15 protein-coding genes, 1 other RNA gene and 1 pseudogene are annotated in these 15,460 nt (G+C 63.7%); 7 read left to right on the top strand and 10 right to left on the bottom strand.

Translation table 11 applies throughout. The annotated features are described in order from the left end of the window. The first annotated feature begins 108 nt into the window (after positions 1-108). Positions 109-666 carry a bactofilin family protein gene (locus tag PD885_RS07555; RefSeq protein ID WP_002810341.1) on the top strand — a complete coding sequence of 186 codons (558 nt, stop codon included), beginning with the start codon at positions 109-111 and terminating at the stop codon, positions 664-666. After that, positions 663-1,028, top strand: coding sequence for a hypothetical protein (locus PD885_RS20595; protein WP_002810343.1), 366 nt, complete (start codon positions 663-665; stop codon positions 1,026-1,028). Before PD885_RS07555 ends, PD885_RS20595 begins: the two co-directional genes overlap by 4 nt. A 116-nt stretch (positions 1,029-1,144) precedes the next feature. Here PD885_RS20595 and PD885_RS07545 read toward each other — a convergent pair. Then, positions 1,145-1,218, bottom strand: a non-coding RNA gene (locus PD885_RS07545) — sX9 sRNA. Positions 1,219-1,508: 290 nt separating this feature from the next. Between PD885_RS07545 and PD885_RS07540 the strand changes: the two genes are divergently transcribed. From PD885_RS07540 to pdeM, 5 genes are read left to right on the top strand one after another with little or no spacing between them, the layout of a single operon-like run. Beyond that, positions 1,509-2,543 carry a ligase-associated DNA damage response exonuclease gene (locus PD885_RS07540; protein ID WP_088056756.1) on the top strand — a complete coding sequence of 345 codons (1,035 nt, stop codon included), beginning with the start codon at positions 1,509-1,511 and terminating at the stop codon, positions 2,541-2,543. Next, a complete protein-coding gene (locus PD885_RS07535; RefSeq protein ID WP_002810353.1) occupies positions 2,540-2,764 on the top strand; it encodes a hypothetical protein in 225 nt (74 codons plus the stop codon). The genes PD885_RS07540 and PD885_RS07535 overlap by 4 nt, the downstream gene beginning before the upstream one ends. Further along, entirely contained in the window at positions 2,761-4,365 is a 1,605-nt protein-coding gene (locus PD885_RS07530; protein ID WP_002810355.1) for an ATP-dependent DNA ligase, read from the top strand. Before PD885_RS07535 ends, PD885_RS07530 begins: the two co-directional genes overlap by 4 nt. Next, complete coding sequence (locus PD885_RS07525; protein ID WP_088056754.1) at positions 4,362-6,854, top strand: ligase-associated DNA damage response DEXH box helicase; 2,493 nt, start codon at positions 4,362-4,364, stop codon at positions 6,852-6,854. Before PD885_RS07530 ends, PD885_RS07525 begins: the two co-directional genes overlap by 4 nt. After that, positions 6,844-7,488: a ligase-associated DNA damage response endonuclease PdeM gene (gene pdeM / locus PD885_RS07520; protein ID WP_002810359.1), complete on the top strand. Its 645-nt coding sequence runs from the start codon at positions 6,844-6,846 to the stop codon at positions 7,486-7,488. The genes PD885_RS07525 and pdeM overlap by 11 nt, the downstream gene beginning before the upstream one ends. A gap of 97 nt (positions 7,489-7,585) precedes the next feature. Here the strand turns inward: pdeM and PD885_RS20590 are convergent. The 9 genes and pseudogenes from PD885_RS20590 to rlmD all read right to left on the bottom strand — a co-directional run. After that, positions 7,586-7,716: pseudogene (locus tag PD885_RS20590) on the bottom strand (FAD-dependent oxidoreductase); the annotation flags it as partial. 137 nt (positions 7,717-7,853) lie between these two features. Beyond that, complete coding sequence (locus PD885_RS07515; RefSeq protein WP_002810360.1) at positions 7,854-8,063, bottom strand: cold-shock protein; 210 nt, start codon at positions 8,061-8,063, stop codon at positions 7,854-7,856. An 87-nt stretch (positions 8,064-8,150) separates the two neighbouring features. Further along, the gene (locus tag PD885_RS07510) at positions 8,151-8,903 is read right to left on the bottom strand and encodes an S-methyl-5'-thioinosine phosphorylase (RefSeq protein WP_088057110.1); all 753 of its coding nucleotides are present in this window, start codon (positions 8,901-8,903) and stop codon (positions 8,151-8,153) included. A gap of 88 nt (positions 8,904-8,991) precedes the next feature. Beyond that, entirely contained in the window at positions 8,992-9,546 is a 555-nt protein-coding gene (locus PD885_RS07505; RefSeq protein ID WP_002810362.1) for a hypoxanthine-guanine phosphoribosyltransferase, read from the bottom strand. Further along, positions 9,546-10,550, bottom strand: coding sequence for a beta-N-acetylhexosaminidase (gene nagZ / locus PD885_RS07500; protein WP_002810366.1), 1,005 nt, complete (start codon positions 10,548-10,550; stop codon positions 9,546-9,548). The genes PD885_RS07505 and nagZ overlap by 1 nt, the downstream gene beginning before the upstream one ends. Before the next feature lie 125 nt (positions 10,551-10,675). Then, positions 10,676-12,253 (bottom strand): cryptochrome/photolyase family protein, encoded by a 1,578-nt coding sequence (locus PD885_RS07495; RefSeq protein ID WP_002810368.1) that lies wholly within the window; start codon positions 12,251-12,253, stop codon positions 10,676-10,678. A 180-nt stretch (positions 12,254-12,433) separates the two neighbouring features. Then, positions 12,434-13,462, bottom strand: coding sequence for an NAD(P)/FAD-dependent oxidoreductase (locus PD885_RS07490; RefSeq protein ID WP_002810371.1), 1,029 nt, complete (start codon positions 13,460-13,462; stop codon positions 12,434-12,436). Positions 13,463-13,527: 65 nt separating this feature from the next. Continuing rightward, complete coding sequence (locus PD885_RS07485; protein ID WP_002810374.1) at positions 13,528-14,016, bottom strand: CYTH domain-containing protein; 489 nt, start codon at positions 14,014-14,016, stop codon at positions 13,528-13,530. Between the two features lie 93 nt (positions 14,017-14,109). Next, on the bottom strand, positions 14,110-15,420 hold the full coding sequence (gene rlmD, locus PD885_RS07480) for a 23S rRNA (uracil(1939)-C(5))-methyltransferase RlmD (protein ID WP_088056752.1): 1,311 nt from the start codon (positions 15,418-15,420) through the stop codon (positions 14,110-14,112). Positions 15,421-15,460: the final 40 nt, after the last annotated feature.

Raw genomic sequence — 15,460 nt, 5'->3', positions numbered from 1 at the left:
ACTGAGCAAGCACGGCGTCGATGTCGGATTGCTTAGGCTGTCACACAAAAGATCGATTGACGCGGCGATAGTCGGTGTTGACCCCCCCCCCCCGAGCGAGGCAGTCCGATGTCGATGTGGCGCGATCAAGGTTCCAACAAGAAAGACGGCGTACCCGCAGCACCCGAAGTTCCCGCCGCCGATGGGCGGCTGTTCACCGCCGAGGCCAACCCTGCTGCACCGGTGCAGGCCCCTACTCCACCCAGTGTTGCGCCGACGGCTGCGGCGCCGCAGCGTCAAAGCGAAGCGAAAGAATCGCTGATCGCCGCCGACATCAGCATAGAAGGCAAGATCGAAGGCGCCGGTCATGTGCGCCTGGCCGGTCGCTTCAAGGGCGATGTCAACGTCAAGGGCGATCTCACCATCGAGCGCGGCGCCAAGCTCAATGGCGGCGTGCGCGCCAACAAAGTGATCATTGCCGGCGAACTGGAGGGCAATATCGAATCGGCGGCGCAGGTGGAACTGCAGACCTCCGGCGTACTGGTTGGCGACGTCAAGGCCGGCAGCCTGACCGTGGCCTCCGGCGCACGCATGCGAGGCCAGGCCGACTTCGGCTGGAGCGATGAGACTAGCAAGCCGGTCAGCGCCAGCAAGGCGATTGTCAACGGAGACAGCGACGCCACATGAGTGCACCCCGCCCGGGCACGCCCGGTGCCACGCGCAGTTGTCCGCATTGCAAGGCGACGATTCTGGAAAGCTCCAGCGTCTGCCCTGCATGCAAGCACCATCTGCGCTTTGATTCGGCGGCTGTGCAACACGCACAGCCGGCGCCGATCGTGCCGCTCAAGGTCGACGGCACCATCCGCCATCCTGCCGATGGCGATCCGTGGGAATACAGCGTCGTGGTGGTGGTGCGTAACGGAAAAGGCGAAGAGATTCGCCGCCAGGTCGTGGATGTCGGCGCGATGATGGGCGGCGAAGAGCGTGGTTTCACACTGGCGGTGGAGGCGACCGCGGTGCGTATGCCAGGGCGGCGCACGCGGCATTAGAGTGTCGAGCTGATGGCGGTCGTTGTCATGCGTGGGCCGGATCGGAATTCGGGATCCGCGCGGATCATGCTGGTCCCCAACCAGTAGTTGATGTTCGCTCGCCGATTCATAAGAGTGGCTAACAAAACGTAGCGAGCAATCGTCAAGTGGGTGCGGAAGACGCGGAGGAACCCGAGTGCGAAGGGTATATGCCGAGTCCGAGCACCGGCTGCGCCCGCCTGGCGGTGAGCGCAATCGTTTTGTTAGCCGATCTTAATGCCCGGTCTCGATGAGGGACCAGGCAAAGCCCTAACGTCTCCGCTGGATTGAAGACGTAGGTCGCACCACGCGCGGCCCTCAATCGATTTGCTCACAATGCTGCCTACTCAAGCATTCGCCCGACAAACAACCTCGCTGTGCAAAGCGCTCGTCCGCGCAGCCGCGTCGATGCATGCATTCCCATTCTCAAGCTCTGCACACCGGCTTGGCCAGAGTTGCGACATGCGCAACGGCAACGACGACGACGACGACGACGACACTAAAACACGCGGCGATCTGGTCGTGCTTGGGCCCGAGGGTCTTTATTGCCCGCAGGGCGACTTTCATATCGATCCCTGGCGGCCGGTGCCGCGCGCGGTGATCACCCATGGGCACGGCGACCACGCGCGTAGCGGCATGGGTCAATACCACTGCACGCGCGAAAGTCTGCCGATCCTGCAGTGGCGCCTGGGCGAGCAGGTCTATCACACGCATGCCGATGGCGAAGCGTTTCACCTAGGGCGTGCCCGCGTGTCATTGCATCCGGCCGGCCATGTGCTCGGCTCGGCACAGGTGCGTATCGAAGTGGATGGCGAGGTCTGGGTTGCTTCCGGCGACTACAAGCGCCAGCCCGATCCCACCTGCAAGCCATTCGAAGTGGTTCCATGCGACACCTTCATCACCGAGGCGACTTTCGGATTGCCGGTGTATCGCTGGCCGGATACCTCCGATGTGGCCGCCGATATCGTCGCCTGGCGACGCGAATGCGCCGAGCGCGGCGAAGCGGCCATTCTGTATTGCTATGCATTAGGCAAGGCGCAACGCGTGTTAGCGGAACTGCGGGCCTGGGACACACAACCTGCACTGCTGCATGGCGCGATCGCGGTAGGCGTTGAGGTGTATCGCAAGGCCGGCATCGCGTTGCTGGAAACTCAACCGGTCAGCGAACATGCGCGCGGTGCAGACTATGCAGGGCAATTGGTGCTGGCACCGCCATCGGCGGCCGGCAGTGCCTGGACCCGTCGCTTTCGGCATGCCCAACAAGGCTTTGCCTCGGGCTGGATGCGCATTCGCGGCAATCGCCGTCGGCGCAATTACGACCGCGGATTTGTGGTGTCCGATCATGCTGATTGGCCGGATCTGCTGCGCACCATCGAAGAAACTGGCGCGCGGCGGGTGATCGCCACCCATGGCAATACCGATGCCTTGATCCAGTATTTACTGGAACGCGGCGTCGCAGCGGAAGCCTTCCGCACCGATTTCGGAGCCGAGGAATGAACACCTTGCCCGCACGCCTTCATGTTCGCGCGTGCCCACGCATCCGCTTGAGTGGCGCGCTTGCGTTCGGCCTGCACGCACTGGCGTTTCACCTGCATCGCAGCGCACCCGCAGCCACCGTCGGCCCGCAACGCCGCACGCGTACGCTCAGCGCGTTTACGCCACGCGCATTGGAACTGCGCGCTGCAGACACCCACGCAGCTCTGCAGGGGTTGGCATGAAGCGGTTTGCCGCGTTGTATCGCACCCTGGACCGCAGCACCGGCACACTCGACAAGCGTGCGGCGCTGGTGCGTTATTTCAGCAGTGCGCCGCCGCTTGATGCGGCGTGGGCGCTGTATCTACTGGCCGGCGGCAAGGTGGCCAGTACGCGCATGCGGATCGCCAGCAGCGGCGAATTGCGCGCGTGGATCACCGAGACCGCCGGCATTGCCGATTGGTTGGTCGCCGACAGCTACGACCATGTCGGCGATCTGGCTGAAACGCTGGCCTTGTTGCTGGACGACCCGGCAACCGAAGCGGCCGATCTGCCATTGGCCGAATGGATCGAACAGCGGTTGCTGCCGATCGCAAATCAAGACGTCGACCTGCGTAAAGCCTGCATCGTGCAGGCGTGGCGTAGCCTGGCCTTCGACGAGCGCCTGGTGTTCAACAAGCTGCTGACCGGCTCACTGCGGGTCGGTGTGTCGCAACGACTCGTGCAGCAGGCATTGGCGGAGTTGTCCGGCGTGGATATCGCACGCATCGCACAGCGCATGCTGGGTAACTGGCAGCCGCATCCGGCCTATCTTGCCGATCTGTTGAGCACCGAAGAACTGCCCGGCGATCGTCAGCAGCCCTACCCGTTCTTTCTCGCATCGCCATTGGAAGTCGAGGTCGAAACGTTGGGCGCGGTCGATGACTGGTTGCTGGAATGGAAATGGGACGGCATCCGCCTGCAGCTGATTCGACGCGCTGGTGAAGCGGCGTTGTGGTCGCGTGGCGAAGAGCGTCTGGATGGTCGCTTCCCCGAGATCGAACACGCCGCGCTGCAGTTGCCCGACGGCACCGTGATCGACGGCGAGCTGCTGGCCTGGCAACCGGCGCAACCCTTGCCGATGCCGTTCAGCGCGTTGCAGACACGCATCCAACGGCTCAAGCCCGGGCCCAAGACCTTGGCGGCAGCGCCGGCACGCGTGGTTGCCTACGACCTGCTCGAACGCGATGGCGAAGATTTGCGCGAGCGTCCATTACAGCAGCGTCGCGCATTGCTGGAAGGCGTGCTCACCACACTCGGCGATCCGCGCATCGTTGCCTCGCCGCTGGTGCAGGTCAGCGATTGGCAGGCCGCGGCGCAGGTTCGGTTGGACGCACGCGAACGCGGTGTGGAAGGGCTGATGCTCAAGCGCGCCAACTCGGTGTATCAATCCGGTCGCCGACGCGGCGATTGGTGGAAATGGAAGATCGATCCGCTCACCATCGATGCGGTGCTGTTGTACGCGCAAGCCGGCCATGGCCGACGCAGCACGCTGTACACCGACTACACCTTCGGGCTATGGCATGAGGGACAACTGGTACCGGTCGCCAAGGCGTATTCGGGTCTGGACGACAAGGAAATCCTGCAACTGGATCGCTGGATCCGCGCCAACACCACCGAGCGATTCGGCCCGGTGCGCGCCGTCACCGCGCAGCATGTCTTCGAGCTGGGATTTGAAGCGGTCAACCGCAGCGCGCGGCACAAGTCCGGCATTGCGGTGCGCTTCCCGCGCATCCTGCGCTGGCGTCACGACAAGCCAATGGCCGAAGCCGATCACCTGAGCAGCCTGCAGGCACTGGCACGGTGAGCGCCGCGCAGCAGACACGCGGCACGCCATTACAGCAATGGCGTGCCTGGTTCGCACAGCGTGGCTGGGCGCCGCTGCCGTTTCAACGCGACGTGTGGAAGCGCTATCTCGATGGCGAATCCGGCTTGCTGCACACACCGACCGGCAGCGGCAAGACGCTGGCGGCTTTCGGTGGGCCGCTGCTGGACGCCTTGGCCGCACGCAGACGCAAGCTACCGGTCAAACCCGCCACGACCGCGCGCCGCCAGCAACAACGCACGCTGCAGGTGCTGTGGATCACGCCCTTGCGCGCGCTCGCCACCGATACCGCGCGCGCCCTGCGCGAGCCGGTGGAGGCGCTGGGACTGGATTGGCAAGTGGGTTTGCGCACCGGCGATGCGAGTGCGCGCGACAAGCGCCTGGCGCGCAGCGGCAAGCTCGATGTACTGGTCACCACGCCCGAATCGTTGGCCTTGCTGTTGTCGTATCCGGATACCGCGCCGCAATTGTCGGCGCTGCGCTGCGTGATCGTCGACGAATGGCATGAGCTGCTCGGCAACAAGCGCGGCGTGTTGCTGCAACTGTGTCTGGCGCGCTTGCGCGGATGGGCACCGGACCTGCGCATCTGGGGCTTGTCGGCAACGCTGGGCAACTTGGCCCAAGCGCGCGATGTGCTGTTGCCGCATCGCCCGGATGCAGCGTTGGTGTCGGGCGTCAAACCACGCGCGATGACGCTGGAAACTTTGCTGCCGGAGAGCGGTGAACGTTTTCCGTGGGCAGGCCATCTCGGCCTGGCGCAGTTGGCGCGCGTGCTGCAGAAAATCATGCAGCAGCGCACCAGCTTGGTATTTACCAACACGCGCGCGCAGGCCGAGTTGTGGCATCAGGCCCTAAGCGCGGTGTGGCCGGACGATCTGGCCACGCTCGCGTTGCATCATGGCTCGCTGGACCCATCGCTACGCGCGTCCGCCGAACAAGGCTTGCGCGACGGTCGCCTGCGTTGCGTTGTGGCCACCTCCAGCCTGGACCTGGGCGTGGACTTCCCTGCCGTGGATCAAGTGCTGCAAGTCGGCAGCCCCAAGGGCATTGCGCGCTTGCTGCAGCGTGCCGGCCGCGCGCGCCATCGCCCGGGCGAATCCGGGCATGTGGTGTGCGTGCCCTCGCATGCGCTGGAACTGGTCGAATACGCCGCCGCGCGCCGCGCCATCGCGCATGGTCATATCGAAGCTCGGCCACCGCCGCGTCTATCGCTGGACGTGCTGGCGCAGCACTGCGTCACTCTCGCACTCGGTGGTGGTTTTAACGCCGATGCATTGTTTCAGGAAGTACGCAGCACCGATGCATTCGCAGCGCTGGATAACGCCACATGGCACGCAGTGCTCGACTTCATTGTGCAAGGCGGCAGCGCGCTGGCGCATTACCCGGATTTTCACAAAGTGATCCGCGACGACGATGGCGTGTATCGCGTCACCGACCGGCGCGTGGCGTTGCGGCATCGGTTGTCCATCGGCACGATCACCAGCGATGGCAGCGTACGCGTGCAGTTCCTGCGTGGCGGGCGACTGGGTGCGGTGGAAGAACAGTTCGTCGGCCGTCTACGCCGCGGTGATCGCTTTCAATTTGCCGGCCGATTGCTGGAACTGGTGCGGCTCGAAGACATGACGGCCTATGTGCGCATTGCTAAGGACGGCAGCGGCGCGGTGCCGAAATGGATGGGCGGGCGCATGCCGTTGTCGTCGGCATTAGGGCGAGAGGTTGAGGCAGTGTTTGCCGATCCGGGCGATGCGCCTGAAATGCAGGCACTGGCACCGTTGCTGCGATTGCAGGCGTCGCTGTCGTCGTTGCCTGGTCCGGACCATCTGCTTGTCGAAAGCATCAAGGCGCGCGAGGGCCGGCACATATTTGTTTATCCATTTGCCGGCAGGCAGGTCAACGAAGGGTTGGCTGCGTTGCTTGCTGCGCGCTGGGGCCGACTTCAGCGCAATACTTTCAGTTTTTCGGCCAACGACTACGGCTTCGTACTGTCTCCTGCACAGAATGTCGAATTCGATGCACGCGTGTTACACACATTGTTATCGCCCGCCGGCTTGTTCGACGATCTGCGCAACAGCCTCAATCTGGGCGAGCTCGCTCGCCGTCAGTTCCGCGAGATCGCACGCGTTGCCGGATTGTTGTCGCCATCGCTGCCCGGCCGTGCGCCGCGTAGCCTGCGTCAGCTGCAAGCCTCCAGCGGATTGCTCTACGACGTATTGCAACGCTTCGATCCTGATCATCTGTTGCTGGCCCAAGCAGAGCGCGAAGTGTTCGAAGGGCAGCTCGAATTGGCGCGACTAGCGCATGCATTGGAAGATTGCGCGCGCCGCGAGCTGCGCTTGTGCACACCACACAGCCTCACTCCGTTGTCGTTTCCGTTATGGGCCGAGCGCGTGCGTGGCCAACTGAGTACCGAAGACTGGAAGGCACGTGTGTTACGTGCCGCAGAACAACTGGAGCGCAAACATGGGCGATAGCGTGCTGCTGCAGCTGGGCGGCGAAACAGTCGAATTGCTCGGCGAGCGAGCGTTGTATCGGCCGGCGCAGCGCGCATTGCTGATTGCCGATCTGCATCTTGGCAAGGCCGATGTCTTTCGCCGTGCGGGGATCGGGATGCCGGCTGGCGGTACTGCGCACGACCTGCAGCGGCTGGATGCACTGCTGGCACAACGCGAGGTGGATGCGCTATGGATTCTGGGCGATCTACTGCATGGACCTGCGCCGCGCGCAGCCTGGCATCGGCGTTGGAGCGCGTGGCGCGAACATCACTGCGCATTGCGCGTGATCGCCATCCGCGGCAATCACGACCGCGCCTTGGCCAGCGCCGATCTGCATATCGAAGCAGCTGGCGAACAGGTCGAAGATGGCCCGTTCGTGCTACGCCACGACCCGTTCCCGCATCCCGCCCGTCATGTGTTGTGCGGGCATTTGCATCCGCTGGCCGCACTGCCTGGGTTATCGCGTCGCTGGCCTGCGTTCTGGCTGCGCGAGCGCGTCACCATCCTGCCGGCGTTTTCGCATTTCACAGCGGGCGTTGTGCCCACTCTTGTCGAAGGCGAGCGTCTGGTTGCCTGCGTAGAAGGCGATGCGATGGCGTTGCCGGTGCGGTAGTGGGCAGCCCTGGTATTGGCACCAACGCGCAAGGCAAGGCATCGCACATCGCCAGCGCATCCAGCAGAGCCAAGGTTCACGCGCCGCCCCTAGCTGCCGTGCCATGCGCCTGCGTGCGCGACGTGGAGGCAGAGCCGTCGGCAACGATGATCAGATCGTACGGACCATGCCATTGCCGCGCTGGTCTTGCACGCGCGCATCGTCATGATCGATCGCACCGATCCAGGTTCACTCGCTACGCATTGCATTGTTCGGAGGTTTCTCGGCTCTGTTTCGCTAATGCCTTCGCTATCGCCGATTTCGCATGGAGCGGTGCAAAAAAAACCCGCTGTGGCGGGGTTCTTCAACCGCACAATCGAGTCAGATCACTCAACCGGCGTGATGTTCGAAGCCTGGTCACCCTTGGGGCCCTTGGTCACGTCATAACTGACGCGTTGGCCTTCCTGCAGGCTGCGGAAGCCCTTGGAATTGATCGCGGAGAAGTGCGCGAAGACATCATTGGCGTCGACGTCCTCCGGTGAGATGAAACCAAATCCCTTGGCGTCGTTGAACCACTTGACGGTACCGTTCGGCATGGTGATGCGAGACCTTTGCAATAATTAGTGAGTGGTGTACGGCGATGCGTACGCACCGAGTATGCAAAGCTTGTCCCCCAATGACAATCACCCGCGTGCAAGTTCGCCAATCAGCTCCGGCAAGCCGGACGATGCGGCATCGACATTGGCCAATACCTCCGCCATGGTGATTTCCTGCGCGTCGCCGCAGCCGGCCGCCCAGTTGGCCACAATCGCCAAACACGCATATTCCAGCCCTTTTTCGCGGGCAAGCCCGGCCTCCGGCATGCCGGTCATGCCGACCAGATCGCAGCCGTCGCGACGCATGCGTACGATCTCTGCAATCGTTTCCAATCGCGGCCCTTGCGTCGCTCCGTAGCAACCACCGGCCACCATCGTGACGCCGGTCACTTTGGCAGCGGCAATGACCTTGCTGCGAAACATCGGCGAGTACGGATGACCAAAATCCACATGCTGCACTTCGCTGCCAGACTCTTCGCAGAAGGTGGACACGCGTCCCCAGGTGTAATCGATCAACTGATCCGGGCACGCCAATACGCGCGGACCGAACTGCTCGGTGATGCCGCCGACGGTGTTGAGCGCAAGCACGCGCGAGGCACCGATTTGCTGCAGCGCAGCGATGTTTGCGCGGTAATTGACCTTGTGCGGCGGCAACGAATGGCCCTCGCCATGACGCGCCAGAAACGCCACGCGATGGCCCAGCAACATACCCACACGAATCGGACCGGACGGCGCGCCGTGCGGCGTTTCGATTTCGTGCGTGCGCACATCGTCCAACTGCGCGAGTTTGTAGACACCAGTGCCGCCGATGACGGCCAATGCGATGGAATTGAGGGACACAACCAACCTCTGCAGCAAACTCAACGACGGTACGCGCAACAAGGCACGTTCGGCAGCCCGCACTGCTGCGGGCTGGTAAATAAGCGAGCTACTGCTTCATCGCGTAGATGGCGGGAATGCCGCGCAGCTGCTCGTTGACGTCCATGCCGAAACCGAACACATAGCGGTCGGCCACTTCCACGCCGACATAATCGGCGGTGACGCCTGGCACGCAGCGGTCGTGGCGCTTGACGGTCAACACCGCCACACGCACGTCGGTGGCGCCCTGCTCCAGGCACCACTGGCGCACGCCCTGCAGCGTGTACCCCTCATCGAGAATGTCGTCGACCAGGACCACCCTGCGACCGAACAGCGCAGTGGCCGGGCGATGCTTCCACACCAGCTCGCCACCGGTGGTTTCGCCGCGGTAACGGGTGGCGTGCAGGTAATCGAACTGCAAGTCCTGGCCGCGTGCGCCCAGCTCCAGCGCCAACTGGCCGGAGAACGGCAGCGCGCCGTGCATGATGGTGAGATATACCGGCATTTCGCCGGCATAGTCGCGCGCGATCGCATCGGCGAGGGTGGCGACGGCGGCATTGATGGCCGGCCGATCGACCAGCAGATCGGCTTGGGCCAGGGCCTGGGAAATGGTGAGCGTGGACATCAGGCAGTTGTTCCGGGAGGTGCGGAAAAGGAGGTGGTGAATGAGGCGTCGGTGCCGGCGAGCAGGCCATCCCAGCCCAGCACGCCCCGGCCGATCAGGCCGATCAATGCTGCTGTATTGAGGCTGCGGCCTGCCACGGCCTGCAACGATTCGTCGACTAGTTCCGGGTGGCAGACCAGCACCACGTCGCAGCCGGCATCCAGATGCGCGTGCACCCGGCCTGCCACGCCGCCAGCACTGAAGGAGGCGGCCATGCCGATGTCGTCGGAAAACACCACCCCGCGGAAGCCCATCTGCCCGCGCAGGATCTGCTCGATCCAGCGCTGCGAATAGCCGGCCGGTTCCTGTGCAACCTGCGGGTAGACCACGTGCGCCATCATCACCGCGTCGGCCCCGGCCTCGATGCCGGCCACGAACGGCAGCAGATCTTCGGCCTGCAAGACCTCCAGCGGCCGCGGGTCGCTGGCATGGTCGACGTGAGTGTCTTCCAGGACGGTGCCGTGGCCGGGGAAATGCTTGAGCGTGGCAGCCATACCGGCGCCGTGCAGCGCCTGCACATAGGCGCGAGTGAAGGTGGCCACGATCTGCGGGTCGTCGCTGAAGGCGCGATCGCCGATGGCGCGGTTGCCGCGCCCCAGATCCACCACCGGTGCAAAGCTCAGATCCACACCGCTGGCACGCACTTCGCTAGCCATCAGCTGTGCATGCGCGCGCGCGGCGGCGAGTGCACCCTCGGGGTCCTGTGCGTACTGCGCTCCGAAGCTCTGCAATGGCGCCAAGGCGCTAAAACCCTCGCGAAAGCGTTGCACGCGCCCGCCCTCCTGGTCGGTGCAAATCAGCACCGGCCGCGGGGCGGCCGCGCGGATGGACGCCGACAGCTCGGCCACCTGCGTGCGCGAGACGAAATTGCGCTTGAACAGCACCACGCCAGCGACCGCGTCGTGCTGCAGCCAGTCGCGTTCCTGTGCGCTGAGTTCGGTACCGGCAACGCCGATCAGAAGCATGTTGGGGGACTCCCGGGCCAGGCGCCACGTTGGCGCAGCGCGGCATTGTCGCAGATGCGCGATGCAGCGTCAGATCACGCATTCAAGCAGGTACGGGCCCAAGCGATCGCGCCATACAAATTACCTCAGAGTGCCTCCAGATTCGCCCGCCAATGCGCAGCCTGCGCCTGCACCTGGGCCAGCACGTCCGGCGCCATGTCGTCGAGCTGCCGGTAGGGCATCGCTAACCGCTCGTTGGCTTGCAGCAGAGTGCGCTGGCGCGCGAGGAAATCCCAGTACAGCGCGTTGTACGGGCAGGCCTGTGCGCCGACCCGTGCCTTGCGCTGGTACTTGCAGCCGCCACAGTAGTCGCTCATACGGTCGATATAGGCCGCGCCGCTGATATACGGCTTGCTACCAAGCAGGCCACCATCGGCGAATTGGCTCATGCCGACCGTGTTGGGCAGCTCCACCCATTCGAACGCGTCGATATACACGCCCAGATACCAATGATGCAGCGCCTGCGGATCCAGCCCCGCCAGCAGCGCGAAATTGCCGATCACCATCAGCCGCTGGATGTGGTGGGCGTGCGCGTTGGCCAGCGAATTGCCGATCACATCGGCCAGGCAACGCATGCCGATCTGCCCACCCCAAAACCAGCGCGGCAATGGTGCATGCTGATCGAGGTGATTCAACTCCGCATAGCCGGGCATCTGCGACCAGTACACGCCACGCACGTATTCGCGCCAACCCAGAATCTGCCGGATAAACCCTTCCACCGATGCCAACGGCGCATGTCCGTCACGCCACGCGGCTTCGGCACGGGCGATCACCTCGCGCGGATGTAACATCTTGACGTTGAGCGCGAACGACAGCAGCGAATGGAACAACCGCGGGCTGCGTGTGCTCATCGCATCCTCGTAGCGACCAAAGTCCGGCAACGCATGCGTGATGAACGCATCCAGATGCTGCAATGCTTCGTCGCGATGCAGCGGCCATGGCAAGGCATCGGCGTTCGGCGACCCGAAACTGCGCACGCCCGCAGCCTCGATGCTGCGCCACAGCGCGCGGTGATCGTGTGCAGCACGCCACTCCTGCGGCGCGGGCGGATCACCGGGCCACGCTGCACGATTGTCGCGATCGAAATTCCAGCGCCCACCCTCCGGCTCGCCAGAAGCGTCGAGCAAGATGCGATGCCGTCGTCGCATGCGCCGATAGAACACCTCCATGCGCCATTGGCTGCCGGGGCGGAAACACGCCGCTACCTCATCGCGCTCGGTCAGAAAATGCGCGCTGTCGACCATGCGCGTGGCGAACGGCCGGGGTGCGCACCACTGCTGCAATGCTTCATCCAATCGCCACTCGTCCGGCGCCTGATAATCCAGATGGCTGGCTTGGTAGTGCGCCATCAGCGCATCGAGGTTGGCGGGAACCGAGTGCCGATTGCTGGGGTTGTCGATCGTCACGTAACGCACGCGATGACCGGCGTCTCGCAAGTGCGCCGCGAACGCGCGCATCGCCGCAAAAATCGCCAGGATCTTCTGCGCATGATGCAGCACGTAGTCGGTTTCCTCGCGCACTTCCATCAACACATAAACCACGCCTGCGTCGTGCGCAGCGAACCAGCTGTGCTGCGGATTGAGCTGATCGCCCAGGATCAGACGCAGCGTATGTGCAGCCATTTGTACAGTGCGCTCGGCCGCGGTGGCGTTGAACTCACTCATCTAGGCAGGACTTGATCATGCAGAGCGCTCGCCGCGAGCGGTGAAGGGATGCGTGCGCGAGTGTGGAGTTCAATTGACCTGTCACAACGATGAAGGTGACATTCGGGCGCAAACATCAAAGACATGCACATCGCCCTGCAACGACCCGACACTCCACACGTAACGAGGCCCGACACAGATTCAGTCGCGACCGCTGTGCATGGCATGGCTGGCACAGACGCGCTGCGCCAGCGCCATACCGCTCTGCCAGGCGCCTTCAACTTTGCCGCCAGCCAACCAGTCGCCGCACATGCCGATACCAAGCGTTGCATCCCACACACAGCCGATCTGCAACGGCGGATCGGTGCTGGCAGCAGTCCACCGATACGCCTCGCACGACTGCGGCAATGGCAAACCCAGCGCTGCAAGACCTGGCAATAGGCTGGCAATCACCGCTTCGGGCGCGGCATCGCGATGTGCCTGGCTCCAGTCGGCAGTGGCATGCAATAACCAGGTCTCGGCGCCCTGTCGTCCAGGCTTGCTGGAGTTGCGCGCCACCCAGCGCAACGGGCCGACGTTGATGAACAAGGCGTCATAGCCTGGATCGATAGCCGCATCAAAATGCAGCACCACCGCCCAGGCCGGCTGCATGCGCGCGTCGCGGGCAATCGTCGAAAGTGCAGGCGCGATGTCTGCCGACAATGCAGCGGCATACGGTGCCGGCACAGCCAACAGCACTGTATCGCACGCACGCATTGCATCCTCGCCAGCTACTTCCAAGACCCATCCTTGCCCACCGCGCTGCAATACGCGCACATCGGTGCGCGATCGAACATCCAGATCAGCCGCAAGCGCGCGCGCCGGTGCGGCCATATCGGGTACGCCGACGAAGCGTGTCAACGCACTCTGTGAGGGTCGGAACTCTGCGCCGTCCCAGCTCGCGACGCGCGCGGGCCACCTCGCAGCAACACCGGCCGCGATCCATTCGTTCACCAGCGCCACAAACGCCGGATTGCGCGCAGTGAAATACTGCGCGCCGTGATCGCATTGCCAACCATCACCTACACAGCGACGCATGCGACCGCCGGGCGTATCGGCCTGATCGAACAGCGTCACCGGAATGCCGGCAGTCTGCAGCCGCTGCGCGCAGGCAAGACCCGCCAATCCAGCGCCGACCACCGCAACCGCGCGCGCGCGGATGGGCGGCGTCACCTTGTCACTCGCTTGCATAAGTCTGACATCGACGCTTCACCCTGCTTTTACGAATCCCGAATTGCGAATACCCACTCCCGACTTCACTGCCACTGCGAGAACGGAGACGAGGCCAGTGACAGGTTGTAATAGCGCACATCGTCGGTGACTTCTGTGCCAACCCAGTCGGGCTTGGCGAATGTCTCGTCAGCGTTCCCAAGTTCGATCTCGGCCACGACCAGCCCGGCGTTGTCGCCCCGGAATTCATCCACTTCCCACACATGGCCTTGGTACGCGACCAGATGCCGGCGCTTGTCGATCAAACCGCCCACGCACAGCGCCAGCAACGCGCGCGCCTCCACGACCGGAATCGGATACTCGAACTCTTGCCGCGTATGCCCCACCTGGCGCGATTTGAGATTGAGAAACGCGCTCTCGCCCTGAATGCGCACCCGCACCGACGCATTCTGCGCACCGCTGTGCAGCGCCGCCTGATCGTTGATATAACCCTGCGCCATCGGGATCACTGCATGCGCAGCGCGACGCCAATCGTCGCCGGTGACCAGGAATTTGCGTTCGATTTCGATGGGCATGGGATTGTGGATTCGGGATTAGGGTTTGGTCACAGCAGCGAACGGGCAGGCATCGGAGTGCACTCTCGCCGATCTCCGATGCCAAGTCCCCATTCACCGCCTCTCAAACACCGCAATGCTCTCCACATGCGCGGTGTGCGGAAACATGTCCATTGCGCCAGCGGCCTTGAGTGTGAAGCCTTGCGCGTTAACCAGATAGCCGGCGTCGCGCGCTAGCGAGCCCGGGTGACAGCTCACATAGACGATGCGCTCGAACTTTTTCAGCGGCAATTGCTGCAGGACTTCCAAAGCCCCCGAACGCGGCGGATCAAGCAACAGCTTGTCAAAGCCCTGCCGCATCCACGCAGCGTTGCGTTGATCCTGGGTCAGGTCGGCCGCGTAGAACTGTGCGTTGTCCAGGCCATTGCGCTGGGCATTTTCTTTCGCGCGTGCCACCAGCCCCGCATCGCCCTCCACGCCCACCACTTCGCGCACGCCGCGCGCCAGCGGGAGGGTGAAATTTCCCAAACCACAAAAAAGATCCAGCACGCGGTCGTCGGGTTTGGCATCGAGCAATGTCAGCGCGTGCGCGATCATCTTCTGGTTGAGCGAGGCGTTGACCTGGATGAAGTCCAGCGGCCGGAACGCCAGCTCCACATCCCATTGCGGCAAGCGGAACGATAGCGGCACATCATGCGGCCACAGCGGATGCACGCTGTCCACGCCCCCGGGTTGCAGGAAGATCGCAAAGCCTTGCGCCTGCGCAAACTCGGTCAGCGCCTGCCGGTCGCGCTCGCTGAGCGGCTGCATGTGGCGAACAGTCAGCACCACCGCAGCGTCGCCGGCGATGAATTCGATCTGCGGAATATCGCGCTTGCCGTCCATGCCTTCGACCAGCGCGGCCAGCAGCGGAATCTTCTCGCCGATCTGCGGGATCACCGTGTAGCAGACCGACAGATCGGCCACAAAGCGCGGGTCGAGCTCGCGGAAACCGACCAGGGTCTTGTCTTTCTTCTCTACCCGGCGCACCGAGAAGCGGCCTTTGCGTCGATAACCCCAGTTGTCGCCGACCAAGGCGGGCAACACCGTTTGCGGGGTGACGTGACCGATACGCTCAAGGTTGTCCATCAGCACGCGCTGCTTGGACAGGATCTGCTGCAACTCCTCCAGATGCTGCAACACGCAGCCGGCGCAGACGCCGAAATGCGGGCAGCGCGGGGTCACCCGCTGCGGCGACGCCTCCAGCACCTCCACCGTCCTGGCCTCATCGAAATGCCGGCTGTGCGCGGTAGGTTCGGCACGCACCAGCTCACCGGGCAAGGCACCGCTGATGAAGGTGACCTTGCCGCCCTCGCCGTCGTGGCTGAGGTCGGTGATCGCGGTTTGAAATGGAGTGCGGTCGAAACGGTTTCTGGTTCTGGCCACGTGGCGACAAGCTGCGAGCAAAAAGGGCGCATAGTGTCGC

This window comes from Xanthomonas fragariae, assembly GCF_900183975.1.
Classification (GTDB): domain Bacteria; phylum Pseudomonadota; class Gammaproteobacteria; order Xanthomonadales; family Xanthomonadaceae; genus Xanthomonas; species Xanthomonas fragariae.
This window is presented reverse-complemented; position numbering and strand designations above follow the sequence as displayed.

What these genes read in the sequence shown, in the direction of transcription:
- PD885_RS07505 (WP_002810362.1), bottom strand. Translation starts at nt 9,546, where the DNA reads ATGTCCACGCTCACCATTTCCCAGGCCCTGGCCCAAGCCGATCTGCTG.
- PD885_RS07490 (WP_002810371.1), bottom strand. Translation starts at nt 13,462, where the DNA reads ATGCAAGCGAGTGACAAGGTGACGCCGCCCATCCGCGCGCGCGCGGTT.
- PD885_RS07515 (WP_002810360.1), bottom strand. Translation starts at nt 8,063, where the DNA reads ATGCCGAACGGTACCGTCAAGTGGTTCAACGACGCCAAGGGATTTGGT.
- nagZ (WP_002810366.1), bottom strand. Translation starts at nt 10,550, where the DNA reads ATGCTTCTGATCGGCGTTGCCGGTACCGAACTCAGCGCACAGGAACGC.
- PD885_RS07530 (WP_002810355.1), top strand. Translation starts at nt 2,761, where the DNA reads ATGAAGCGGTTTGCCGCGTTGTATCGCACCCTGGACCGCAGCACCGGC.
- PD885_RS20595 (WP_002810343.1), top strand. Translation starts at nt 663, where the DNA reads ATGAGTGCACCCCGCCCGGGCACGCCCGGTGCCACGCGCAGTTGTCCG.
- PD885_RS07485 (WP_002810374.1), bottom strand. Translation starts at nt 14,016, where the DNA reads ATGCCCATCGAAATCGAACGCAAATTCCTGGTCACCGGCGACGATTGG.
- PD885_RS07535 (WP_002810353.1), top strand. Translation starts at nt 2,540, where the DNA reads ATGAACACCTTGCCCGCACGCCTTCATGTTCGCGCGTGCCCACGCATC.
- pdeM (WP_002810359.1), top strand. Translation starts at nt 6,844, where the DNA reads ATGGGCGATAGCGTGCTGCTGCAGCTGGGCGGCGAAACAGTCGAATTG.
- PD885_RS07540 (WP_088056756.1), top strand. Translation starts at nt 1,509, where the DNA reads ATGCGCAACGGCAACGACGACGACGACGACGACGACACTAAAACACGC.
- PD885_RS07495 (WP_002810368.1), bottom strand. Translation starts at nt 12,253, where the DNA reads ATGAGTGAGTTCAACGCCACCGCGGCCGAGCGCACTGTACAAATGGCT.
- PD885_RS07555 (WP_002810341.1), top strand. Translation starts at nt 109, where the DNA reads ATGTCGATGTGGCGCGATCAAGGTTCCAACAAGAAAGACGGCGTACCC.